The organism is Vibrio sp. 10N.286.51.C3 (assembly GCF_003050065.1).
Taxonomy (GTDB): Bacteria; Pseudomonadota; Gammaproteobacteria; order Enterobacterales; family Vibrionaceae; genus Vibrio; species Vibrio crassostreae.
Genome location: NZ_PIGC01000017.1, coordinates 90520 through 113115, shown reverse-complemented (window position 1 = coordinate 113115; position 22596 = coordinate 90520). Strand labels below are relative to the sequence as shown.

At 46.6% G+C, this 22596-nt stretch carries 22 protein-coding genes; all 22 read left to right on the top strand.

The features are described from left to right. Positions 1-32: 32 nt before the first annotated feature. The 22 genes from fliH to CWO27_RS17595 all read left to right on the top strand — a co-directional run bounded on the left by fliH (position 33) and on the right by CWO27_RS17595 (position 22573). Positions 33-833, top strand: coding sequence for a flagellar assembly protein FliH (fliH, locus tag CWO27_RS17700; RefSeq protein WP_048661519.1), 801 nt, complete (start codon positions 33-35; stop codon positions 831-833). Further along, positions 833-2152, top strand: coding sequence for a flagellar protein export ATPase FliI (gene fliI, locus CWO27_RS17695; protein WP_017060680.1), 1320 nt, complete (start codon positions 833-835; stop codon positions 2150-2152). Before fliH ends, fliI begins: the two co-directional genes overlap by 1 nt. A 19-nt stretch (positions 2153-2171) precedes the next feature. Continuing rightward, positions 2172-2609 (top strand): flagellar export protein FliJ, encoded by a 438-nt coding sequence (fliJ, locus tag CWO27_RS17690; protein ID WP_107899308.1) that lies wholly within the window; start codon positions 2172-2174, stop codon positions 2607-2609. Between the two features lie 180 nt (positions 2610-2789). Next, on the top strand, positions 2790-4928 hold the full coding sequence (locus CWO27_RS17685) for a flagellar hook-length control protein FliK (RefSeq protein WP_107899307.1): 2139 nt from the start codon (positions 2790-2792) through the stop codon (positions 4926-4928). An 89-nt stretch (positions 4929-5017) separates the two neighbouring features. Continuing rightward, positions 5018-5506 carry a flagellar basal body-associated protein FliL gene (fliL, locus tag CWO27_RS17680; RefSeq protein ID WP_107899306.1) on the top strand — a complete coding sequence of 163 codons (489 nt, stop codon included), beginning with the start codon at positions 5018-5020 and terminating at the stop codon, positions 5504-5506. Positions 5507-5513: 7 nt separating this feature from the next. Further along, positions 5514-6557: a flagellar motor switch protein FliM gene (gene fliM / locus CWO27_RS17675; RefSeq protein ID WP_048661515.1), complete on the top strand. Its 1044-nt coding sequence runs from the start codon at positions 5514-5516 to the stop codon at positions 6555-6557. A 28-nt stretch (positions 6558-6585) separates the two neighbouring features. Beyond that, positions 6586-6996: a flagellar motor switch protein FliN gene (gene fliN / locus CWO27_RS17670; protein ID WP_004739851.1), complete on the top strand. Its 411-nt coding sequence runs from the start codon at positions 6586-6588 to the stop codon at positions 6994-6996. After that, on the top strand, positions 6996-7436 hold the full coding sequence (gene fliO / locus CWO27_RS17665; protein ID WP_048664311.1) for a flagellar biosynthetic protein FliO: 441 nt from the start codon (positions 6996-6998) through the stop codon (positions 7434-7436). Before fliN ends, fliO begins: the two co-directional genes overlap by 1 nt. After that, positions 7423-8352, top strand: a complete 930-nt coding sequence (gene fliP / locus CWO27_RS17660) for a flagellar type III secretion system pore protein FliP (RefSeq protein ID WP_170960824.1) — start codon at positions 7423-7425, stop codon at positions 8350-8352. The genes fliO and fliP overlap by 14 nt, the downstream gene beginning before the upstream one ends. Before the next feature lie 11 nt (positions 8353-8363). Continuing rightward, positions 8364-8633: a flagellar biosynthesis protein FliQ gene (gene fliQ, locus CWO27_RS17655; protein WP_029235191.1), complete on the top strand. Its 270-nt coding sequence runs from the start codon at positions 8364-8366 to the stop codon at positions 8631-8633. Between the two features lie 6 nt (positions 8634-8639). Beyond that, complete coding sequence (fliR, locus tag CWO27_RS17650) at positions 8640-9422, top strand: flagellar biosynthetic protein FliR (protein ID WP_017060672.1); 783 nt, start codon at positions 8640-8642, stop codon at positions 9420-9422. Positions 9423-9431: 9 nt separating this feature from the next. Further along, positions 9432-10562 carry a flagellar biosynthesis protein FlhB gene (gene flhB / locus CWO27_RS17645; protein WP_048661512.1) on the top strand — a complete coding sequence of 377 codons (1131 nt, stop codon included), beginning with the start codon at positions 9432-9434 and terminating at the stop codon, positions 10560-10562. 212 nt (positions 10563-10774) lie between these two features. Further along, entirely contained in the window at positions 10775-12874 is a 2100-nt protein-coding gene (flhA, locus tag CWO27_RS17640) for a flagellar biosynthesis protein FlhA (protein WP_048661511.1), read from the top strand. A gap of 27 nt (positions 12875-12901) precedes the next feature. Then, positions 12902-14464: a flagellar biosynthesis protein FlhF gene (gene flhF / locus CWO27_RS17635; protein ID WP_048661510.1), complete on the top strand. Its 1563-nt coding sequence runs from the start codon at positions 12902-12904 to the stop codon at positions 14462-14464. Positions 14465-14477: 13 nt separating this feature from the next. After that, entirely contained in the window at positions 14478-15365 is an 888-nt protein-coding gene (locus CWO27_RS17630) for a MinD/ParA family protein (RefSeq protein ID WP_048661509.1), read from the top strand. Next, positions 15358-16092 (top strand): RNA polymerase sigma factor FliA, encoded by a 735-nt coding sequence (locus CWO27_RS17625; RefSeq protein ID WP_048661508.1) that lies wholly within the window; start codon positions 15358-15360, stop codon positions 16090-16092. The genes CWO27_RS17630 and CWO27_RS17625 overlap by 8 nt, the downstream gene beginning before the upstream one ends. Positions 16093-16134: 42 nt before the next feature. Beyond that, complete coding sequence (cheY, locus tag CWO27_RS17620; protein WP_016767062.1) at positions 16135-16503, top strand: chemotaxis response regulator CheY; 369 nt, start codon at positions 16135-16137, stop codon at positions 16501-16503. 106 nt (positions 16504-16609) lie between these two features. After that, complete coding sequence (locus CWO27_RS17615) at positions 16610-17341, top strand: protein phosphatase CheZ (protein WP_048661507.1); 732 nt, start codon at positions 16610-16612, stop codon at positions 17339-17341. A gap of 9 nt (positions 17342-17350) precedes the next feature. Then, positions 17351-19519, top strand: a complete 2169-nt coding sequence (locus CWO27_RS17610) for a chemotaxis protein CheA (RefSeq protein WP_107899305.1) — start codon at positions 17351-17353, stop codon at positions 19517-19519. Positions 19520-19532: 13 nt separating this feature from the next. Further along, positions 19533-20657: a protein-glutamate methylesterase/protein-glutamine glutaminase gene (locus CWO27_RS17605; RefSeq protein WP_048616090.1), complete on the top strand. Its 1125-nt coding sequence runs from the start codon at positions 19533-19535 to the stop codon at positions 20655-20657. Positions 20658-20667: 10 nt separating this feature from the next. Continuing rightward, a complete protein-coding gene (locus tag CWO27_RS17600) occupies positions 20668-21450 on the top strand; it encodes a ParA family protein (protein WP_048661505.1) in 783 nt (260 codons plus the stop codon). After that, entirely contained in the window at positions 21437-22573 is a 1137-nt protein-coding gene (locus tag CWO27_RS17595) for a chemotaxis protein CheW (protein WP_107899304.1), read from the top strand. Before CWO27_RS17600 ends, CWO27_RS17595 begins: the two co-directional genes overlap by 14 nt. The last annotated feature ends 23 nt before the right edge of the window (positions 22574-22596 follow it).

Below are 22596 nucleotides of genomic sequence, written 5' to 3'. Positions count from 1 at the left end.
GCAGTTGGATGCACTCATAGATAGGTACTGATATGTCAGGTGATAGAAAACGCGGCTTCCTTCGCCCTGAAGAAGATAATACGGTTGCCCAACCTCAGAAATGGGGGCTACCTGACTATACCTCTGATGTGAATAAACAAGCCAAAGAAACGGCCTTTAACTACGATCCTGGTTGGATGCCAACGGTTGAAGAAGCCATTGAAGATGAAGAGCTGGTTCTAACTGAAGAGCAGATCGAGCTGATCAAACAAGGTGCTTATCAGGAAGGCCTTCATCAAGGGCAAGAGGCTGGTTTTAAACAAGGTTACGAAAAAGGCAAAGAAGAAGGGTTTGCCGCTGGCCATGAAGAAGGCAATCAAGCTGGTAAGCTTGAAGGCGTGACCGCTGGCCAAGAGTACATTCAGCAACAAGTGGCCATCTTTATGGGGCTTGCCAACCAGTTTGCTCAGCCACTAGAGCTGATGAATGCTCAGGTTGAGAAGCAGCTGGTAGACATGGTACTGACCATGGTCAAAGAAGTGGTTCATGTTGAAGTGCAAACCAATCCACAAATCATATTAGATACCGTCAAAGAGTCGGTAGAGTCCCTGCCAATTTCTGGTCATGCAATTACATTGAAGCTTAACCCGGAAGATGTGGCGATCATTCGCTCTGCATATGGTGAAACAGAATTGGATTGCCGTAATTGGACGTTAGTTGCGGAGCCCGCACTTAATCGTGGTGATGTACAAATCGAAGCGGGTGAGTCGAGCGTTAACTACCGCATGGAAGATCGCGTGAAAAACGTCATTCAAAACTTCTGCGGCGCAAACCGTCACCAAGGTCATGAGTAATGCTTGAGTTAGCGAACCGTCTCAGTCAGTACAAAGTCGAAGGGCTAAAATCGCGACCAATTGCATCTGGTAAGTTAGTCCGTGTTGTTGGCTTAACGCTTGAAGCGACTGGCTGTAAAGCACCAATCGGCAGTTTGTGTTTAGTTGAAACTATGTCTGGTCAGATGGAAGCCGAAGTTGTCGGTTTCTCTGGCGATAATCTATTCTTGATGCCGAGCGAACAAATCACCGGGATCTTACCTGGCGCTCGCGTCACGCCAATGACCACCGAAAGTGGTATCCCTGTCGGAATGGAACTGCTTGGTCGAGTGATCGACGGCGTCGGTAATCCACTCGACGGCCTAGGTCCAATCTATACCGAGCAACGTGCTTCATTCAATGCTGAGCCAATCAACCCGTTAGCACGCAAACCGATTTCTGAACCCCTTGATGTTGGGTTAAAAGCCATTAATGGATTGTTAACCGTGGGTAAAGGACAGCGTATCGGTCTGTTCGCAGGTTCTGGTGTCGGTAAATCCGTAACTCTGGGCATGATGACTCGAGGCACAACTGCGCAAGTAGTGGTCGTAGGCCTAATCGGTGAGCGTGGACGAGAAGTTAAAGAATTTATTGAAGAGATTCTTGGAGAGGATGGTCGTAAGCGATCTGTAGTGGTCGCGGCTCCTGCTGATTCATCGCCATTGATGCGACTGAAAGGCTGCCAAACCGCACTGGCCGTCGCCGAGTATTTCCGAGACCAAGGCTTAGATGTTCTGTTGTTGATGGACTCATTGACCCGTTTTGCTCAGGCTCAACGTGAAATTGCTCTGTCTGTGGGTGAGCCGCCAGCAACCAAAGGTTATCCGCCATCAGTATTCGCCAAGCTTCCTGCGCTGGTGGAACGTGCGGGTAACGGCAACGATGAACAAGGCTCTATCACGGCTTTCTTTACCGTGTTAACCGAAGGCGATGACTTACAAGATCCGATTGCGGATGCGTCGCGAGCGATTCTCGATGGTCACGTTGTATTGTCGCGTGAGATGGCCGATGCGGGTCATTACCCTGCGATCGATGTCGAGAAATCCGTCAGTCGTGTTATGCCGCAAATTACCACTGAAGAACATGTTTTGATGTCGAAAGCGGTAAGGCAAGTGCTGTCTATTTGTCGTAAAAACCAAGATTTGGTTTCGATTGGTGCTTATAAGCCAGGAACTGACCCTGCAATTGATAGTGCCTTCACTTTGAAGCCGAAATTGGACGAATACTTGCAACAGAAGATGAAAGAAACTGTCCCGTACGACATGTGTGTCAACATGTTGAAGCATGTATTGGGTGGCTAACGAGTGAATAAGGTTAGTCATGGATAACGCATTAGAATTTTTGCTCGATCAAGCTAAAGATCAAGAGAACCAAGCCGTACTTGCGCTTAACAAAGCGAACTCTGAGCTGCAAGGTTACTATGAGCAGGTTGCGCAGATTGAAAAGTATCGACTTGATTACTGCCAGCAGCTTGTCGACCGTGGTAAGGCTGGCTTAACGGCGAGTCAATATGGTCACTTGAATCGTTTCTTAACCCAGTTAGATGAAACATTATCCAAGCAGCGAGAAGCCGAGCACCACTTTAAAAATCAAGTCGACAATTGCCAAAACTACTGGATGGAGTTACGAAAAAAACGTAAATCCTACGAGTGGTTGATGGAGAAAAAGCAAAAAGAAAAAGCAAAGTTGCAAGACCTAAGAGAGCAAAAGCAAATGGATGAGTTCTCGACGCTGTTATACAGCCGAAAAAAGATGTGATCCTAAGCCACGAATGACGCAGGTGCTGCTCTCGATATTGTGAGAACAGAACTTATAGGCATGTTTCTTGCTCCGGTTTATATAAAATTGCGCGTTATGCCCACCAAAGGCATAAAAGCACCGACTTTCTTTTTGTTGTCTGATTCATGGCAGCAAAGCTAGTAGATAGAGCTCGTATATATGAATGTTAGTCTTTCCTCAAATTCAGCGGCCAACAAAACGTCATCGTTGTTGGACACCGGTTCTGCCTCTTCCAAGGTAGAAGAAACCGGAGACTCTAAAGGTTTCTTTGAATCCTTTAAGGAAGCGCTCGGCTTTGAAGAAAGTGACAGTAAAGCTGCAGTAAAAGACTCAGAAAGCACCACAAAATCTGATGCTAAACAGGCCTCTACCGAAGGTGAAGCGTCAGCTGAAGCGGATAAAGGTGATTCAGCCGAATCAAAGGCTACTGAGGAAGTGAGCGAAGCGCAAAGCAAGCAAGCAGCTTCAGGAGTAGAGGGTGACAAAGCCACAGATAAAACATCTACAGAGGCAGCGTCTGATTCCGCGGCTCAGCTCAAAGCCCATTCGAGCGCTGATAGCACTGTCGCTGATAACAATGTCGCAGATAAGGCGGTTGGTAAAGACGCGCAGGCTACGACTAACGATTCGAAAGAACAGGTTGCTCAACCCCAAGAGCAGGCTTCATCTGCGGTAGATGAGTCTAAGCAGGCATCGCAAGCAAGTGCCGCGATGAATGAAGGTAATAAGTTGCTTGGCCAGTTGGATGAGGCAAATAAAACGCTGAATCAGACTCCGAACGGCAAAGCCTTGCCACAACAGTCTCAGTTCAACCAAGCTCAAGGTAATATCCCAGGAGCTTCAGTTGCTGGTCTTTCAGTTGCAGGTGAAGCGGGTAAGCAAGTGAGCCAAGCCAATGCAGCGAATCAAGGTAGTGCGCTAGAAGTTGATTCTGAAATCGCTGTACTTACCGGAGGTAAGGGTGTTTCTCAGCTGACTGATGATGAAATCCGACAGTTGATGGATAAAGGCGTCACTCCAGAACAAATTGAAGCCAGTATGAGCCGAGAGCTGAGCCAAAAGAATGCAGCTAGTGCGGTTGCTGCCGATCAGAGTCAAGCATTGTCAGCCGCGGATATTGAACTGGCAAAGCAAGTAGATGCCCATACCAAAGCGCTAAACCAATTGAATGGACAAATCGAATCAGAGCAGTCTGTTGTCGATAGCTTGCTTCACAAGCAACAAAGTGGTGCTAAGTTGACGGTTGATGAGCAAGCCGCTTTGGCTAAAGCGACCTCTAACCTAGACCTGTTGAATCAACAGCTCGCAAACGTTCAACAACAAGCAACAGCTCTGCTAAGTCAAGCTCCGGCTGCGAACAGTGCGTCTGGTGAACCCGCTGCTATCGATTGGGATAATACGGATTCAAGCGAAACTAAAGCCTTAGCTGCGGCAGCATCAACAGCAGCTGTAGCGACGGCGGCACAACAAGTGTCAGCGCAGGCCGCTTCTCAATCAGCAAACAATGCTCTTACGGATAAGGCGGCAATGCTGCACGCCAATAATGCGCACGCGGCCCAACAGGCAGCGGCTCAACAAGCCAATCTTTCTTCACCTCAACAGCAAGCTGCGTTAGACCCTGCTTTAACTGCACAAGGGGTGGCGATGAATGCTGCGCCTGCCGCGACCAAAGCAGGTTCAACGGACATGTTACTTAAAGCCGGAGCTGGTGCAGCGGCACTGTCTGGTCTTGGAAAAGCGAGTGCTAAGGAAGATTCTAAAGATTCGACCTTTGCTCAGCAGATCGCTTCTGCTGCGGGTGTTCAAGGCGCTGCCACCGCGGGTTCTGCGCCAACTCGAGCTGAAATTCAAGCTGCTCAACAAGCGCCTTTGCAGCTTACTAAAGAACTCGCGAACGAGCAGGTAGCGGAAAAAGTACAAATGATGATGTCTAAGAACCTTAAGAACTTGGACATCCGCCTCGACCCACCAGAGCTGGGTCAAATGAAAATTCGAATGACCATGAATAATGACGTGGCAAACGTGCACTTTACTGTGAGCAATCAGCAGGCGAGAGATGTGATTGAACAAACCTTACCTCGGTTGAGAGAGATGTTGGCTCAACAAGGGATGCAGCTTGCTGATTCGTCAGTTCAACAACAGAACTCTGGTCAGGGGCAGGAGAGGTACAACAGTGGTGAGCAACAATCCGGCGCTAACCGCACAAATGATGGTCAAGGTGACGAAAACCTTGATAGTGGCAGCAATCTTGAATTGAATGTCTCATCAAAGCGTGATGGAATTAGTTATTATGCCTAGTATCAGGCTAAGAAGACTAAGTTAATAAAAACATCAGTTAATAGAAAGAACCGTTAGTTAATAGAAAGAACAGGAAGTTAGAGTAAGATATGGCCGAAGAACAAGATGCACCTAAAGGGAAGAGTAAGCTCCTCATCATCATTATAGCGGTAGTCGTTTTACTGCTTGGTATCGGTGGTGCGCTGTTCTTTTTCTTAGGCTCCGATGATAGTGCCTCTGAATCTCAGTCTCAGCCAGCCACTGCTGTGGTCGCTGCAGAGCCCGTTATGTATGTTAATATCCCTCAGCCCTTCTTGTTCAATGTGACAGGTGATAAAAAAGATCGCCTAGTGCAGATAAAAGCACAGCTGATGGTACGAGGCAGCAAGAATGAAGACTTGGCTCGCTATCACTCTCCTCTGGTAGAAAGTACGCTACTAGCAACGTTCGCTTCGGCAACGGTCGATCAATTGCGCTCTCCAACCGGACGAGTTGAACTGCGAAACAAGGCGACTGAAGATATTAAAGCAAGTCTGGCTCAAGCTGTTGGCCAGCCTGTGATTGAAAAAGTGTTATTCACTGACTTCGTAATTCAATAGGTAATTTGTGACCGATTTATTAAGCCAAGACGAAATTGATGCGCTGTTACATGGCGTTGATGATGTTGAAGACGTAGAAGATGTCTTAGAAACCGAGAATGACAGTGCGGTCAATTTCGACTTCTCATCTCAAGATCGAATCGTCCGTGGTCGAATGCCGACCCTTGAACTTATTAACGAGCGCTTCGCACGTCATATGCGGATTAGCTTGTTTAATATGTTGCGTAAAACGGCTGAAGTGTCGATCAACGGCGTACAGATGATGAAGTTTGGTGAGTATCAAAACACATTGTATGTACCCACCAGTTTAAACATGGTGCGTTTCCGTCCGTTAAAAGGTACGGCGCTGATCACCATGGAAGCACGTCTTGTTTTTATTCTTGTAGAGAACTTTTTTGGTGGTGATGGTCGTTTCCACGCCAAGATTGAAGGCCGTGAATTTACGCCGACTGAAAGACGTATTATCCAGCTGCTGCTAAAAATTGTTTTTGAAGATTACAAAGAAGCTTGGTCTCCAGTGATGGGGGTTGAGTTTGAATACCTGGATTCTGAAGTGAACCCAAGTATGGCGAACATTGTGAGCCCAACAGAAGTGATCGTCGTGAGTTCATTCCACATTGAGGTGGATGGCGGTGGTGGTGACTTCCACGTGGTTATGCCTTATTCAATGGTTGAACCGATCCGTGAATTGCTTGATGCGGGTGTTCAATCAGACAAAATGGAAACTGACGTTCGTTGGAGTACAGCACTGCGTGATGAAATCATGGATGTGCCGGTTAACTTTCGTGTGAACCTTCTAGAGCAAGATATTTCTCTGCGTGATTTGATGGAGCTGCGCCCCGGTGACGTCATTCCAATGAACATGCCTGAGCACGCAACGATGTTTGTCGAAGAACTGCCGACCTATCGTGTGAAAATGGGGCGCTCTGGTGAGAAGCTCGCAGTACAGATTTCTGAAAAAATTCAAAGACCCCATGTGGTTAAAACTGATCTCGCTTTTCTAGGCAAGGACTTAATGTCTGAACTAGAAAACAGCGATGATGACGAATAGAAAATAGATAAAAGTATAGGAATTGGTAATGGAACCTAGTGAAGATCAAAAGCTAGCAGACGAATGGGCTGCAGCACTTGGTGAAGATCCTTCAGCACCGTCAATTGATGTTGATGACGTGCTTGCGGCACCACTTGATGAGCTAACTGATTCATCATCTCCGATTTCTGAAGATGAGCGTCGTAAGCTGGATACCATCATGGATATTCCAGTGACTATCTCAATGGAAGTTGGCCGCTCTCAGATCAGTATCCGTAATTTACTTCAGTTGAACCAAGGTTCGGTCGTTGAGCTAGATAGAATTGCTGGTGAATCACTGGACGTAATGGTCAACGGTACCTTGATTGCTCATGGTGAAGTGGTTGTGGTGAACGACAAGTTTGGTATTCGTTTGACTGACGTTATTAGCCAAACAGAACGAATTAAGAAGCTGCGTTAATGAGCTTTTTGTCTCAAAGACTGGCGAGCTCTTCTCTCGGAATGACAAAGCTGTTAAGAGGGGGCTTGGGAGTAGGGCTATTAATTGTTCCCTCCATTGCCTTTGCTGCAACGCCGCCATCTCTCGATTTAGCGACCACTTTTGGGTCGCTAATTTTCGTTATAGCCTTCATCTTATTTATTGCTTGGCTACTCAAGCGCATGCAAGTGCCTGCAATGTCGAATCAGCAAGGCTTGGCGATTGTTAGGCAAATTCCTGTAGGTACTAAAGAACGCATCGCTATTGTTCAAGCGGGTGATGAGCAGTTCTTAGTCGGGATTACCACGCAATCTATTCAGCTAATTTCTAAGCTCGATAAACCTCTTACTCAGGAGATGCTGGAAAAAAGTACATTTTCAAGTCAGCTTTCCCAGCTAATAAAAAAAGATGCAAACAAGTAACGGACTTTTGAACTCATCTTACGTTTGCCAAAACGGAGCTTTCCGAATGGTTAAAGTGTTGTTGGTTCAGCTCACTCTTCTCTGCTCACTCGTATTCAGTATGTCGGTATTTGCACAGACTGAAGATGGCACCGTCATTCCGGCGAATACCGCTGGCTCAGAGTCGGTAACCATCAGCACGATGGAACAAGACCAAGCCAAATCGACAACCATGACCACGGGCAGCTTAACCGGCAATGGTGGCGGCATACCTGCCTTTACCATGACAACCAATGCTAATGGCGGTGAAGACTACTCGATAAACCTTCAGATCTTGGCGTTAATGACCATGCTTGGCTTCTTGCCAGCGATGGTGATTTTGATGACCTCGTTCACCCGTATTGTGGTGGTGATGTCTATTTTGCGTCAGGCGATGGGTTTACAACAAACACCGTCTAACCAAGTGATTATTGGTATCGCAATATTTTTGACCTTTTTCATTATGTCACCGGTAATCAATCAGGTTAACGAACAGGCGGTTCAACCTTATCTCAATGAACAGATATCGGCACGACAGGCATTCGATGTTGCCCAAGGTCCGATCAAGTCTTTCATGCTCAAACAGACTCGAATCAAAGATCTTGAAACCTTTGTTGAGATCTCTGGTGCGGAAGTGACCAACCCTGAAGATGTCTCTATGGCGGTTCTGATTCCTGCGTTTATCACATCGGAATTAAAAACGGCTTTCCAAATCGGCTTTATGTTGTTCTTACCGTTCCTAATCATCGACTTGGTGGTGGCATCGGTATTGATGGCCATGGGTATGATGATGTTGTCACCGATGATTGTATCGCTGCCGTTTAAGTTGATGTTGTTTGTTCTTGTTGATGGCTGGAACTTGATCCTCTCCACACTCGCCGGCAGTTTTGCCTTGTAGCTGGGGGAATAATGAATCCTGAAATATTCGTAGAGTTGTTCCGAGATGCCCTTTGGATGGTACTCATCATGGTTTGCGCCATTATCATCCCGAGCCTGCTGATCGGTTTAGTTGTCGCTGTATTCCAAGCGGCGACCTCTATCAATGAACAAACACTGAGTTTCCTGCCGCGTTTGATAGTAACTTTGTTGGCGTTGATGCTATTTGCACACTGGATGACCCAGATGATGATGGAGTTCTTTTTCGAACTCATCGAACGCTTGCCGCAAGTTCTGTATTAGACCGATATGGAATACCCAACGAGCCTTGTACTAGAGTGGTTAGCCAATTATTTTTGGCCATACACTCGCATCTCAGCGATGCTGATGGTGATGACGGTGACAGGGGCACGCTTCGTGTCGCCGCGTATTCGTCTGTATTTAGGTTTGGCTATCACCTTTGCCGTGATGCCCGCAATTCCTGCTGTTCCCAAAGAGATCGAACTGCTCTCTTTCCAAGGGTTCTTAACGGTGTTTGAGCAAATCGTGATTGGTGTTGCCATGGGCTTTGTTACTCAGTTTATGATTCAGACCTTCGTCATGCTCGGCCAGATCTTGGGTATGCAATCTAGCTTGGGCTTCGCCTCAATGGTTGACCCCGCTAACGGACAGAACACGCCAGTACTTGGTCAGTTGTTCATGTTGCTTGCGACCATGTTTTTTTTGGCGACCGATGGTCACTTGAAAATGCTGCAGTTGGTGGTGTTCAGTTTTAAGACTTTGCCGATTGGCAGTGGCTCTCTGACTTCGGTCGATTTTCGAGAACTCGCGTTGTGGCTCGGTATCATGTTCAAAACGGCATTAGCAATGTCGTTGTCGGGCATTATCGCGCTACTAACGATTAACCTTTCTTTTGGTGTAATGACGCGTGCTGCACCTCAGTTAAACATCTTTTCTTTGGGTTTTGCATTTGCGCTACTCGTGGGTCTGTTACTTTGTTGGTACATCCTTGGCGGCTTGTATAGTCACTATGAGCTATTCTGGATGCAAGGCGAACAACAGATATGTCGTCTAATCCGGTTAGATTGCTAGGAGACTGAAATGGCAGAGTCAGACGGTCAAGAACGCACAGAAGACGCCACGCCCAAACGCTTGCAACAGGCCAAAGAAAAAGGGCAGGTTGCAAGGTCGAAAGAGCTAGCGTCGGCGTCGGTACTGATAGTAGGTGCGATTGCATTAATGTGGTTTGGCGAATCGATGGCGAAGGCGTTGTTCGAGGCTATGCAACGTCTGTTTTCTCTGAGCCGCGACGAGATTTTTGATACCAATAAACTCTTCGAAATTGCCGGTGGTGCACTGGTGAATTTGCTGTTTCCGCTGTTTTTGATCCTGATAACCTTATTCGTTGCAGCAGTCATTGGTGCGGCGGGTGTCGGTGGGATTAACTTTTCAATGCAAGCCGCGATGCCAAAGGCGTCTAAGCTCAATCCACTCAGTGGTATCAAGCGTATGTTTGGCCTACAAAGTTGGGTTGAACTTCTCAAATCTATTTTGAAAGTAGCTCTTGTATCAGGCATGGCCATTTATCTGATTCAGGCCTCTCAGCATGATTTAATGCAGCTGAGCATGGATGTTTATCCGCAGAATATCTTTCATGCTTTGGATATCTTGCTCAACTTTATTCTTTTAATCAGTTGCTCTCTGCTTATTGTGGTGGCGATTGATATCCCGTTCCAGATCTGGCAACACGCCGATCAATTGAAGATGACCAAACAAGAAGTCAAAGACGAATTCAAAGATACTGAAGGTAAGCCGGAAGTGAAAGGGCGAATTCGTATGCTTCAAAGGGAAGCGGCTCAACGTCGAATGATGGCTGATGTTCCTCAAGCGGATGTGATTGTGACCAACCCAGAGCACTTTTCCGTGGCATTGCGCTATAAGCAGAATCAAGATAAAGCGCCGATTGTGGTTGCCAAAGGTGTCGACCACATGGCGATGAAAATCCGAGAAATTGCGCGCGAAAACGACATCTATATTGTTCCAGCGCCACCATTGGCGAGGGCGCTTTATCACACCACTGAGCTAGAACAACAAATTCCTGACGGTCTGTTTACGGCGGTTGCGCAGGTACTTGCATATGTTTTCCAGCTTAAGCAGTACCGAAAACGAGGAGGGGAGAGGCCAAAACTGCAAGATTCTAATATGCCGATCCCACCTGATTTACGTCATTAGATCAATTGCTTGAGCTCTGCGTGATGAACCTTGATAATAGCGATCTAGCTAATCTTCTTTTTATTGAGGTGATGGCGATAATTTGACGTGAGATGTTGGTACAGTGTTTGCTGTAGTAAGCCTGAACATTATAAGCCCATAGCAAAACAGCCCTGACTAAGATCTAATCCACTTCTTCAGAGAGCTACAACATAGCGAAACTGTCTAGATTTATGAAATTCTCCCTGCCTTTTGCGGACAAGCTACCTAAAATCCCTAACCGTGCCATGCCTGCGATTGGTGCGCCTGTTATGGTACTTGCCACGCTTGCTATGGTGGTGTTGCCCATTCCAGCTTTCTTGTTGGATATGTTCTTCACCTTTAATATTGCACTGTCTATGGTTGTGCTATTGGTTTCGGTTTATACCCGTAGGCCATTAGACTTCGCTGCATTCCCGACCGTGCTGCTGATTGCGACTCTGCTTCGATTGGCCTTGAATGTTGCTTCAACACGTGTGGTATTGCTCCATGGTCATGAAGGTGGTGACGCTGCTGGTAACGTGATTGAAGCCTTCGGTAACGTGGTTATCGGTGGTAACTATGCTGTCGGTCTAGTGGTGTTCTTGATTCTAATGATCATCAACTTCATGGTTGTTACCAAAGGTGCGGGTCGTATCTCGGAAGTAAGTGCGCGTTTCACCTTGGATGCGTTACCGGGTAAACAGATGGCAATCGATGCCGACTTGAACGCAGGTTTGATCGACCAAGACCAGGCGCGTCTGCGACGTTTTGAAGTAACCAAAGAAGCCGACTTCTACGGTTCGATGGACGGTGCATCTAAGTTTGTTAAAGGCGATGCGATCGCTGGTATCTTAATCTTGTTCATCAACATCATTGGCGGTTTGAGCATTGGTATGGCTCAGTTTGACCTTGGTTTTGGTGAAGCAATCGAAATCTACACGCTACTGACTATCGGTGATGGTCTGGTTGCACAAATCCCGTCACTGCTCCTTTCTATAGCAGCTGCAATGATGGTAACGCGTCAAAATACTGATGAAGACATGGGGCAACAGCTCGTCTTCCAGATGTTCGACAATCCAAAAGCCTTGATGATCACCGCCGCTATCCTTGGCATCATGGGTATTGTTCCGGGTATGCCACATTTCTCGTTCTTGAGCCTTGCTGTTATTGCGGGCGCGGGTGCGTATTACATCGATAAGAAAAACAAAAAGAAGGCGGAAGAACCTAATCTTCCGGCGACCGTTGAAGCGAATGGAGAAGCAGGCTCTCAGAAGGAGCTTTCTTGGGATGATGTTCAACCTGTCGATATTATTGGTTTAGAAGTGGGTTACCGTTTAATTCCTTTGGTTGACAGAGACCAAGGGGGCGAACTGCTTGAACGTGTTAAAGGTGTGCGTAAGAAGCTGTCTCAAGACTTTGGTTTCTTGATCCCAGCGGTACACATTCGCGATAACCTAGAGCTGACACCAAACAGCTACCGAATTACCCTGATGGGTGTCGCAGTAGGTGAAGCTGAGATCAAGCCTGACATGGAGCTCGCGATTAACCCGGGCCAAGTGTACGGTATGATCGATGGTGAGGCGACAATCGACCCTGCATTTGGATTAGAAGCGGTATGGATTCGTGAAGAGCAGCGTGAACACGCACAAGCTCTAGGTTATACCGTTGTCGATTCTTCTACAGTATTGGCGACACATCTTAGCCAACTGCTTACCAACAACGCATCACAGCTTATTGGTCACGAGGAAGTTCAGAACTTACTTGAGATGCTTAGCCGATCAACACCTAAGCTGGTGGAAGGTTTTGTACCGGATCAATTGCAGTTGGGTGTGGTTGTGAAAGTGCTACAGAACCTATTGAATGAAGCTATTCCAATTCGTGACATTCGAACTATAGTCCAAACTTTGTCGGAGTATTCAGGTAAGAGTCAAGAACCTGACATACTTACTGCGGCGGTTCGTATCTCATTGAAACGATTAATTGTTCAAGAAATCAATGGTATAGAGCCAGAGTTGCCAGTGATAACCCTAATTCCTGAGCTGGAACAAATCTTGCATCAAACCATGCAGGCATCCGGCGGAGAATCTGCTGGTATTGAACCTGGTTTAGCCGAACGTTTACAGACCTCCCTCAGCCACGCTACGCAAGAGCAGGAGCTGAAAGGTGAACCAGCGGTGCTACTGACCTCTGGTGTGTTACGCTCGACTCTGGCTAAGTTCGTGAAAAACACGATCCCAAGCTTGAGAGTCTTGTCTTACCAAGAGATACCGGACGAAAAACAGATACGTATAGTACAAGCTGTTGGTAATTAAGCCGCCTAATTAGAACGGACGATCGAATTGAAAATTAAACGATTTTTTGCAAAAGATATGCGAACGGCGCTGCTCCAAGTTAAAGAAGAACTTGGCTCAGAGGCGGTGATCATGTCTAACAAAAAGGTCGCAGGTGGCGTGGAAATTGTTGCCGCTATTGATGGCGAATCTAGCCCTTCAACAGCAAGCCAGAGACTAAATAAACCTCAGCAGCCTGCACAAAGCCAATATACGCAAATGGCCGCGCCCGCAGCTCCTGCAGGGCGACGTCAACTAGACGATGACAAGGTTAGCCTGCAGTCGAATGCTGAAGGTGGACGCTCAATGACTAAGCGCTTTGCGAATATGCTAAAACAATACAGTCATGGCGCCGAGGATGAACCACAACATCGTGCTGAAAATGAAGATTCATTGTCAGCATTGCTTAATCGCCAATCAAGCACGGGTCATAACCCTCATAGTCATCAGACTCAAAGCAATCTGCAGTCTCATGGCCATCAGCAGTCTCACGGTAACCAACAGTCTCACGGCAATCTTGATTCAGCATTTGCTCGTGAAACAGGTTTGTCTAAGTTGATTGCTGAAGACCGCAGAGTCGAGCGTCCAGCACCTCGCTTGGATCCTACTCGTTATGATCGCGGTCGTGAGAACACTCACTCGAAAGGCTCTGATTCTGAAATGGAAACGATGCGCGAAGAGATGACCTCAATTCGTCGTCTGTTAGAACATCAAGTATCTGGATTAATGTGGCAAGAAGTTGAGCGTCGTGAACCGCTCAGAGCGATGCTTATTAAGCGCCTTGAGCGTATGGGTGTTTCTGCAGAGCTGGCCGATCAGATGGCTTGTTACATTCCTGAAGATACCAAACCAGCGCGTGCATGGAAGGCTTTGTTAGCACTGGTTGCTGACCAAATCTCTGTCACTCAGAAAGATATTTTAAAACGCGGCGGTATTGTGGCTCTACTTGGCCCAACCGGTGTGGGTAAAACGACAACTGTTGCAAAGCTAGCTGCACGTGCTGCCATGGAATATGGCGCAGATAACGTCGCACTAGTGACAACTGACACATATCGTATAGGTGCACATGAGCAGTTATCGATCTATGGTCGAATTATGGGTTGTCCTGTAAGAGTTGCTAAAGATTCTAGCGAACTGGCCGATGTAATATATCAGTTACGTAATCGTCGCCTGATTCTGGTCGATACTGCAGGCATGGGACAACGAGATGTTCGCCTATCTGAGCAGTTAGACACATTGATGCAAGAGAGTGGTTCCGTTATCAATAGCTACCTTGTGTTGCCAGCAACTGCACAACGCAAAGTGCTACAAGAAACAATTGAACACTTTAGAAGAATCCCGTTGTCGGGATGCATCATGACTAAATTGGATGAATCCCTCAGTCTTGGTGAATTCATCAGTGTCGTAATACAAAATGCATTACCAGTTGCTTACATAGCAAATGGTCAACGAGTTCCTGAAGATATCGTTATAGCTCAGCCAAAGTACATGATTGCTAAGGCTAATGAGTTATTAGAAAAATCTACAGAGAATGAACCTCATTACTGGAATAGCGATTCTGAAGGGCTCTAGGCGGCGGATAAATATGAATGAAAATATGATACATGATCAAGCTAGCGGCCTCCGTCGCTTAACCAAGCCTTCACTCACAAAAGTTATCGCTGTCACCGGTGGTAAGGGAGGCGTTGGTAAATCCAATGTGACGTTAGGTATGGCTATTTGCATGGCGCGCCAAGGCAAAAAAGTCATGGTGTTAGATGCCGATTTAGGGCTAGCTAACGTCGATATCATGCTGGGTATTCGTTCTAAACGAAACCTTGGGCATGTGTTGGCTGGCGAATGTGAACTTAAGGATGCGATTGTCGAAGGGCCGCACGGAATTAAAATTATTCCAGCGACATCGGGCACACAAAGCATGACTGAACTTTCACACGCACAGCATGCTGGTTTGATTCGCGCATTTGGTTCGCTTGAAGACGAGATGGATATCTTGTTGGTTGATACCGCTGCCGGAATTTCGGACATGGTGATCAGTTTCTCAAGAGCGGCGCAAGACGTGGTTGTTGTGGTATGTGATGAACCTACCTCAATCACAGATGCATATGCTTTGATTAAGCTTTTGAGCAGAGAGCACCAAGTTCAGCGATTCAAAGTTGTTGCAAATATGGTCAGAAGCTACCGAGAAGGCCGAGAATTATTTGCAAAGTTGACTTTGGTCACAGAGCGCTTCTTGAATGTGAGCCTCGAACTCGTAGCATGTATTCCTTTAGATGATAAAGTACGTCAATCAGTCAAGAGACAGAAGATCGTAGTAGATGCGTATCCTCGCTCTCCAGCTGCGTTGGCAATCAGCTCTTTGGCTAATAAAGCATTGACCTGGCCAATACCAAAAACACCAAGTGGGCACTTGGAGTTCTTTGTTGAAAGGCTGCTGAATCGTACTGAATTTATAGAGGAACCATTTGGTGAATAAAGCGCTTACTTACGACCAACATGCTAATCACAATAGCCAACAGGCTTTTTTTGAGAAGTATTCTGTGTTGGTTAAACGTATCGCTCATCACTTGTTGGGGCGATTACCGCCTAATGTATTGGTTGATGACTTAATTCAAGCTGGCATGATCGGCTTGATTGAAGCGCAACAAAACTATGATGGTACCAAAGGCGCAAGCTTTGAGACGTATGCTGGTATTCGGATTCGTGGGGCAATGTTGGATGACATTCGCCGCGGGGACTGGGTACCGAGATCGGTTCATAAAAACAATCGAGAAATCAGCAGTGCAATCGCGGAATTAGAGGGTATCCTCAACCGCGACCCGAGTGATGCCGAAGTGGCAAAACATATGGGACTCACTTTGGAGCAGTACCACAGTGCTTTAACTGATATTAATTGCTCAAGACTGGTTGGGATCGAAGATTTAGGCGTCTCAGATGATGTAATATCTCCGAATGAAGACTCTCAAGATAACACGCCTTTTCAAGGGGTTGCTGATGAGTCATTCCGCCAAGCTCTGATCGACTCGATAAAACAACTTCCGGAAAGAGAAGGCCTTGTGCTTTCGCTTTATTACGACGAAGAACTCAATTTAAAAGAGATTGGGGAAGTGCTAGGTGTCAGCGAATCTCGTGTCAGCCAAATACTGAGCCAATCTATGCAGCGTTTACGCACTAAGTTAAGTGCTTGGACACAGAACGACTAACAACACTGATCCTATTCAGTGGAGGCTAATTTGAACAAAAACATGAAAATTCTCATTGTTGATGATTTTTCAACGATGCGCCGAATTGTTAAAAACCTACTTCGCGATTTAGGTTTCAACAACACTCAAGAAGCAGACGATGGCTTGACCGCGTTACCTATGCTGAAAAAAGGCGAATTTGATTTCGTGGTAACTGACTGGAACATGCCAGGCATGCAAGGTATTGACTTGCTTAAACACATTCGCGCAGATGCAGAACTTAAGCACCTTCCAGTGCTTATGATCACAGCAGAAGCGAAGCGTGAGCAGATCATCGAAGCAGCGCAAGCGGGTGTTAATGGTTACATTGTGAAGCCTTTCACTGCTGCAACGCTGAAAGAGAAACTTGATAAGATTTTTGATCGCTTATAAGCATCAATAAGTTTTAGGTACTTCTAGATAAACGCTGACTGATAAGTTATCTGTTTATCTCGATAGCCTAAGCGCACAAAGTATGCGGAGTAAGGCCGAACTCAGGATGATTTCATTAGAACAAGCAAAAAAATTAGTAGAGCTGCTTGAGAACGATGAGCAGCAAGATGCTGATTCTCTTGTTAGAAGCATTTATGAAGATAATTTTAGTCTTCAAGACAATCCAATGCTTCAAGAAATAGGAAGTCTGACTCGCGACCTCCATGACTCTTTGACTCAATTTAATTTCGATGAGCGCATTAGCGTTATCGCAAATGACGAAATCCCCGATGCAAGGGACCGCCTTCAGTATGTCATTGATAAAACGGAAGTTGCGGCAAATAAGACGATGGACGCTGTCGATCGCTGTATGCCAATTGCAGACAACCTACACGAGTGTTTACTTCAAGTAAGGCCTCAATGGAATGAACTGATGCATGGCCGCATTGAGCTGGCACAATTTAAAGCTTTATGTCACCGCATTGATGGATTGCTTGTCCAAGTAGAGGGCGATAGTACCGAACTACGTGGACAACTGACTGAAATCTTGATGGCTCAGGATTTCCAAGATTTAACTGGGCAGATAATTAGCAAAGTTATTACCTTGGTGAATGAGGTTGAAGGACGCTTAGTTGAGATTCTCACCGTATTTGGTGCGAATCAGACTGAGCCAACTCCAAAATCAGAGAAGAAAGCATCGATTGCTCCAGAAGGGCCAATCATGAATCCAGAAGAGCGCGAAGACGCTGTTGCTTCTCAGGATGAAGTCGACGATTTGTTATCCAGTCTTGGATTTTAAAGGTAACGTATGAGCTACGATTTAGACGAAGATATTCTTCAGGACTTTTTAGTCGAAGCAGGAGAGATCCTTGAACTTCTATCAGAGCAACTGGTAGAGCTTGAGAATAACCCTGACGACAAAGACCTATTAAATGCTATTTTCCGTGGTTTCCATACAGTAAAAGGTGGTGCTGGTTTCTTAGCATTAACTGAGCTGGTGGATACTTGTCATGGTGCCGAGAATGTGTTCGACATTCTACGAAACGGTCAGCGCAGCGTAACATCAGGCTTGATGGATACTATGCTGCAGGCGTTAGATACTGTTAATACACAGTTCCAAGCCGTGCAAGATCAGGAGCCTTTAGTACCAGCAGACCAAGCTTTATTGGATGAACTTCACCGCCTCTGCAAACCAGAATCAGCGGATGAAGTTGCACCAGTAGAAGCGCCAGCACCTGTTATCCCAGAGCCTGTCGTTACAGCCCCTGAACCGGTTGTCGAAAGTTCAAGCATCAGTGCCTCATCTGTGGATGATATCTCTGAAGACGAGTTTGAGCGCCTGCTTGATGAACTTCACGGTAAAGGTGGTTCACCAACAGCACCTTCTGCACCCACACCGCCGCCAGCACCAGTTGCACCTCAGCCTGTTGCTGACAGTGGTGATATTACTGATGACGAATTTGAGAAGTTGTTGGATGAATTGCACGGCGCGGGTAACAGCCCGACAGCGGCAAGTTCAACGCCTCCTCCTCCGGCAGCACCTGTTTCGGCGATGTCTGAAGGCGATGACCTGATGACTGACGAAGAGTTCGAGAAGTTACTGGACCAATTGCATGGTTCAGGTAACGGACCTTCGATTGAAGAGCTCGATGCTGCGACTAAGCCTGCAGAAGTGAAGTCTGCGGCAGTTGCACCACAAGCTGCGCCTAAGCCTGCTGCTCCGGTTGTGGTTAAAGAAGAACCGAAACCTAGTGCTCCAGCAAAAACTGAAGTTAAAGCGCCAGCGAAGAAGCAGCAAGCTGAAGCTACAGTTCGTGTCGATACATCAACACTGGATACCATCATGAACATGGTGGGTGAACTGGTATTGGTGCGTAACCGACTTGTCAGTCTTGGCCTAAACAGCAATGACGAAGAAATGTCGAAAGCTGTCTCTAACTTAGATGTTGTTACTGCAGACCTACAAGGCGCGGTAATGAAGACTCGTATGCAGCCGATCAAGAAAGTATTTGGTCGCTTCCCACGAGTTGTCCGTGACCTTGCGCGTAGCTTGAAGAAAGACATCGTTCTTGAAATGCGTGGCGAAGAAACTGACCTTGATAAAAACTTGGTAGAAGCACTTGCTGATCCCCTGATTCACTTGGTGAGAAACTCTGTCGACCATGGTATCGAAATGCCGAACGACCGTGTTGCTGCGGGTAAATCACAAACGGGTAAAGTGATTCTGTCTGCCTCTCAAGAAGGTGATCACATTGAGCTGGCTATCGTTGATGACGGTGGCGGTATGGACCCTGATAAGCTTCGTGCTATTGCGGTCAAACGTGGCCTGATGGATGAAGATGCAGCGTCTCGTTTATCAAATAAAGAGTGTTTCAACCTGATTTTTGCTCCTGGCTTCTCAAGCAAAGAGCAGATCTCGGATATCTCTGGTCGTGGTGTAGGTATGGACGTTGTGAAAACGGCGATCAACACACTGAACGGCTCTATTGATATTGATTCAGAAATGGGACAAGGCACCAAGATCACCATCAAGGTTCCACTAACCCTAGCTATTCTACCAACCTTGATGGTCGGTGTTGCGGGTCACCCATTTGCATTGCCATTGGCATCGGTTAACGAGATCTTCCACCTAGACTTAAGCCGCACAAATGTGGTTGATGGTCAGCTAACGATCATCGTTCGCGATAAGTCTATTCCGTTGTTCTACTTGCAAAACTGGCTTGCTCCTAAAGCGGGTATTGTTGAACTGCGTAAAGGGCACGGCCATGTTGTTATCGTACAACTTGGTAGCCAACGAGTTGGTTTTGTTGTCGATACGCTTATCGGTCAAGAAGAAGTCGTGATCAAGCCACTTGATAAGCTTCTGCAAGGCACGCCAGGAATGGCAGGCGCGACAATTACAAGTGACGGACACATTGCATTGATTCTAGATGTGCCGGACTTGTTGAAGCAGTACGCAGCTGCGTCAAGAATTTAATTTAAGGATAAATATGGCGATTAAAGTATTAGTCGTTGATGATTCGAGTTTCTTTCGTCGTCGCGTTAGCGAGATTATCAACTCAGAGGCTCGCCTAGAAGTCATTGATGTAGCAGTAAACGGTAAAGAAGCCGTTGAGAAAGCGAAACAGCTAAGACCTGACGTAATCACGATGGACATTGAAATGCCTGTCATGGACGGCATCACTGCCGTTCGTGAGATCATGGCCGCGTCTCCAACGCCTATTTTGATGTTTTCATCGTTAACGCATGATGGAGCGAGAGCAACGTTAGATGCATTAGATGCAGGTGCTCTCGACTTCCTACCTAAGAAGTTTGAAGACATCGCACGTAACCGCGATGATGCGGTTGCATTGCTTCAACAGCGTGTGATTCAGATTGCTGCAAAGCGTGCGTTTATGCGTCGTGCTCCTATTGCACCGAGAGCGACAGCAACGACTTCAACATCTACGCCATTACGCCAACCGATTTCAACAGCAGCTGCGACTTCGACAGCGAAGCCAGCGGTTGCATCAACGGCAAAATTCAGAGCGTCAGGTAAGAAATATCAATTAACGGCAATTGGTACGTCGACTGGTGGCCCGGTTGCGCTACAGAAGATTTTGACGCGCATCCCTGCTAACTATCCACATCCGATTGTGTTAGTTCAGCATATGCCAGCAACATTCACAGCTGCTTTTGCTAGTCGATTGAACACCTTGTGTAAGATTGAAGTCCGTGAAGCGCAAGACGGTGATGTGTTGAAACCAGGAGTGGCGTATCTTGCTCCGGGTGGTAAACAGATGATGGTTGATGGCCGTGCAGGGTCTGCACGTCTAAGAATTATCGATGGCGGCGACCGAATGAATTACAAGCCTTGTGTGGATGTCACATTTGGCTCTGCAGCGAAGATCTACGGTGACAAAGTGTTGTCTATGATACTGACCGGTATGGGCGCAGATGGTCGAGAAGGTTCGCGTATGTTGAAAACCGCGGGCTCGACGATTTGGGCACAAGACGAAGATAGTTGTGTTGTATATGGTATGCCTCAAGCTGTAGCAAAAGCTGGCATTTCTACTGAAGACCTACCTCTCGACCGCATCGCGGAAAGGATTTTGGTTGAAGTTGGGTTAGCTTAGGTAAATCGAAATGATTGTTTGGAGTGTTGCAAACCAAAAAGGTGGTGTTGGTAAAACGACCACGACCGTGACTCTAGCAGGTTTACTTGCGTTGAAGGGGCACCGTGTTCTGTTGGTTGATACTGACCCACATGCATCACTGACCACCTATCTGGGTTACGACTCAGATACGGTGGAATCGAGCCTGTTTGATTTGTTTCAGTTGCGTGAGTTTAACGCGCAGACAGTAAGACCTTTGCTTTTACAAACGGAAGTTGAAGGTATCGATATTATTCCTGCGCACATGTCTTTGGCCACATTAGACCGTGTAATGGGAAATCGAAGCGGCATGGGGTTGATCTTGAAGCGCGCTTTGGCCGCTTTGAAAGGTGACTATGACTATGTGTTGATCGATTGCCCGCCAATTCTGGGTGTGATGATGGTCAATGCATTGGCTGCGAGTGACCGTATATTGATTCCGGTACAGACTGAGTTTTTGGCGATGAAGGGCTTAGAGCGCATGATTCGCACTTTGACCATCATGCAGAAGTCTCGCAAAACACCGTTTAAGGTGACGATTGTCCCTACCATGTACGACAAACGAACCAAAGCCTCACTGCAAACATTAACGCAGCTCAAAGATGATTATCCAAACCAAGTTTGGACGTCTGCTGTGCCGATAGATACTAAGTTTCGAGATGCGAGCCTAAAACGCCTACCAGCATCTCATTTTGCATCGGGTAGCCGTGGTGTATTTGCTTATAAACAGTTGCTTATTTATCTCGAAAGGTTGGCGATAAATGAGCGCGAATAAAGAATCAGTATTGGCGCAGCCAAGTCTCTCCAGTGAACAAGCACTGGATGACTACTTTACTGCGTTATTAGGCGATGAAAGCTTTGAATCTGACGATTTTTTTGTTGACGAGTCGAGCGACGAATCACAATCTGAAGAGCCAGAGCCAGAGCCAGAGCCAGAGCCAGAGCCAGAGCCAGAGCCAGAGCCAGAGCCAGAGCCAGAGCCAGAGCCAGAGCGCCAATTTTCGAGTCACCACTCAAGTTACGCAGAAATACGCGCGGCTGAGTTTGAGGTTCCTAACCTTGAGGATGTTCAGAAGCTACTGAGTCGTTTAGAGGCGACCAATGTTGTTGATGAACTGAACCTTGATGAGTTGATGGATCAGAACACCCAGAAAATCGCCCAGCAAGCAGATATGCAAATGTTTGATGCCGCGGTTGAATCTGTTCAGGTGTTTGAAGAGCCAGAGATTCAAGATTGGAATCTTCCACAACCTGATTTATCAATTGCTGCAGAGCCACTGGTTGAAACGCAGCAATTTGAAGAGTTACAAGCTGAATCGCTGGAGATGGAACAAGTAGAAGTTAAGGCTGTTGAACCTGAACTTGACGTCCCTAAGCCCGAGACAGTTATTGAACCTGAAACTCAAGCAGGAGGTGCTGACCAGTTTACCTCTTGGGAAAGTACGGTTCGCACAGAAGACTTTCAAGTTTTGTATTTTGATGTAAACGGCGTGACCTTTGCGGTGCCACTTGATGAGCTTGGCGGCATCCATCGCCTTGAAGAGTTAAGCCATATCATTGGTAAGCCAGCTTGGTATTTAGGTTTACAAACCGACCGTGATAGTCAGCTAGATGTGGTCGACACCGCAAAATGGGTGATGTCTGAGAAACTATCGAGTGACGAATACAAAGAAAACTATCAATATATAGTGATGCTTGGAGAGAGCTTGTGGGGGCTTGCAGGTACCGAGTTAAAAGGCACCGAGCTACTTAATACAGATAAAGTACGTTGGCGAGAAATGGCAGGGAAACGCCCATGGCTCGCTGGTATGGTAAAAGAAAAAATGTGTGCTTTGATCCATGTTGAAGCATTAATCGCCATGCTAAACGCAGGGCTAGATGTAAAAGCATTAAGCTAGTCATAAGCATTAGGCTAACAATA

Bases quoted from the DNA above. Each gene is read 5' to 3' on its own strand.
- fliP (WP_170960824.1), top strand. From the start codon at position 7,423: ATGCAAACAAGTAACGGACTTTTGAACTCATCTTACGTTTGCCAAAAC.
- CWO27_RS17630 (WP_048661509.1), top strand. From the start codon at position 14,478: ATGAATGAAAATATGATACATGATCAAGCTAGCGGCCTCCGTCGCTTA.
- fliQ (WP_029235191.1), top strand. From the start codon at position 8,364: ATGAATCCTGAAATATTCGTAGAGTTGTTCCGAGATGCCCTTTGGATG.
- CWO27_RS17610 (WP_107899305.1), top strand. From the start codon at position 17,351: ATGAGCTACGATTTAGACGAAGATATTCTTCAGGACTTTTTAGTCGAA.
- fliJ (WP_107899308.1), top strand. From the start codon at position 2,172: ATGGATAACGCATTAGAATTTTTGCTCGATCAAGCTAAAGATCAAGAG.
- fliH (WP_048661519.1), top strand. From the start codon at position 33: ATGTCAGGTGATAGAAAACGCGGCTTCCTTCGCCCTGAAGAAGATAAT.
- CWO27_RS17605 (WP_048616090.1), top strand. From the start codon at position 19,533: ATGGCGATTAAAGTATTAGTCGTTGATGATTCGAGTTTCTTTCGTCGT.
- fliL (WP_107899306.1), top strand. From the start codon at position 5,018: ATGGCCGAAGAACAAGATGCACCTAAAGGGAAGAGTAAGCTCCTCATC.
- flhB (WP_048661512.1), top strand. From the start codon at position 9,432: ATGGCAGAGTCAGACGGTCAAGAACGCACAGAAGACGCCACGCCCAAA.
- CWO27_RS17685 (WP_107899307.1), top strand. From the start codon at position 2,790: ATGAATGTTAGTCTTTCCTCAAATTCAGCGGCCAACAAAACGTCATCG.
- CWO27_RS17615 (WP_048661507.1), top strand. From the start codon at position 16,610: ATGATTTCATTAGAACAAGCAAAAAAATTAGTAGAGCTGCTTGAGAAC.
- CWO27_RS17595 (WP_107899304.1), top strand. From the start codon at position 21,437: ATGAGCGCGAATAAAGAATCAGTATTGGCGCAGCCAAGTCTCTCCAGT.
- fliI (WP_017060680.1), top strand. From the start codon at position 833: ATGCTTGAGTTAGCGAACCGTCTCAGTCAGTACAAAGTCGAAGGGCTA.
- fliN (WP_004739851.1), top strand. From the start codon at position 6,586: ATGGAACCTAGTGAAGATCAAAAGCTAGCAGACGAATGGGCTGCAGCA.
- fliO (WP_048664311.1), top strand. From the start codon at position 6,996: ATGAGCTTTTTGTCTCAAAGACTGGCGAGCTCTTCTCTCGGAATGACA.
- CWO27_RS17600 (WP_048661505.1), top strand. From the start codon at position 20,668: ATGATTGTTTGGAGTGTTGCAAACCAAAAAGGTGGTGTTGGTAAAACG.
- flhA (WP_048661511.1), top strand. From the start codon at position 10,775: ATGAAATTCTCCCTGCCTTTTGCGGACAAGCTACCTAAAATCCCTAAC.
- cheY (WP_016767062.1), top strand. From the start codon at position 16,135: ATGAAAATTCTCATTGTTGATGATTTTTCAACGATGCGCCGAATTGTT.
- fliR (WP_017060672.1), top strand. From the start codon at position 8,640: ATGGAATACCCAACGAGCCTTGTACTAGAGTGGTTAGCCAATTATTTT.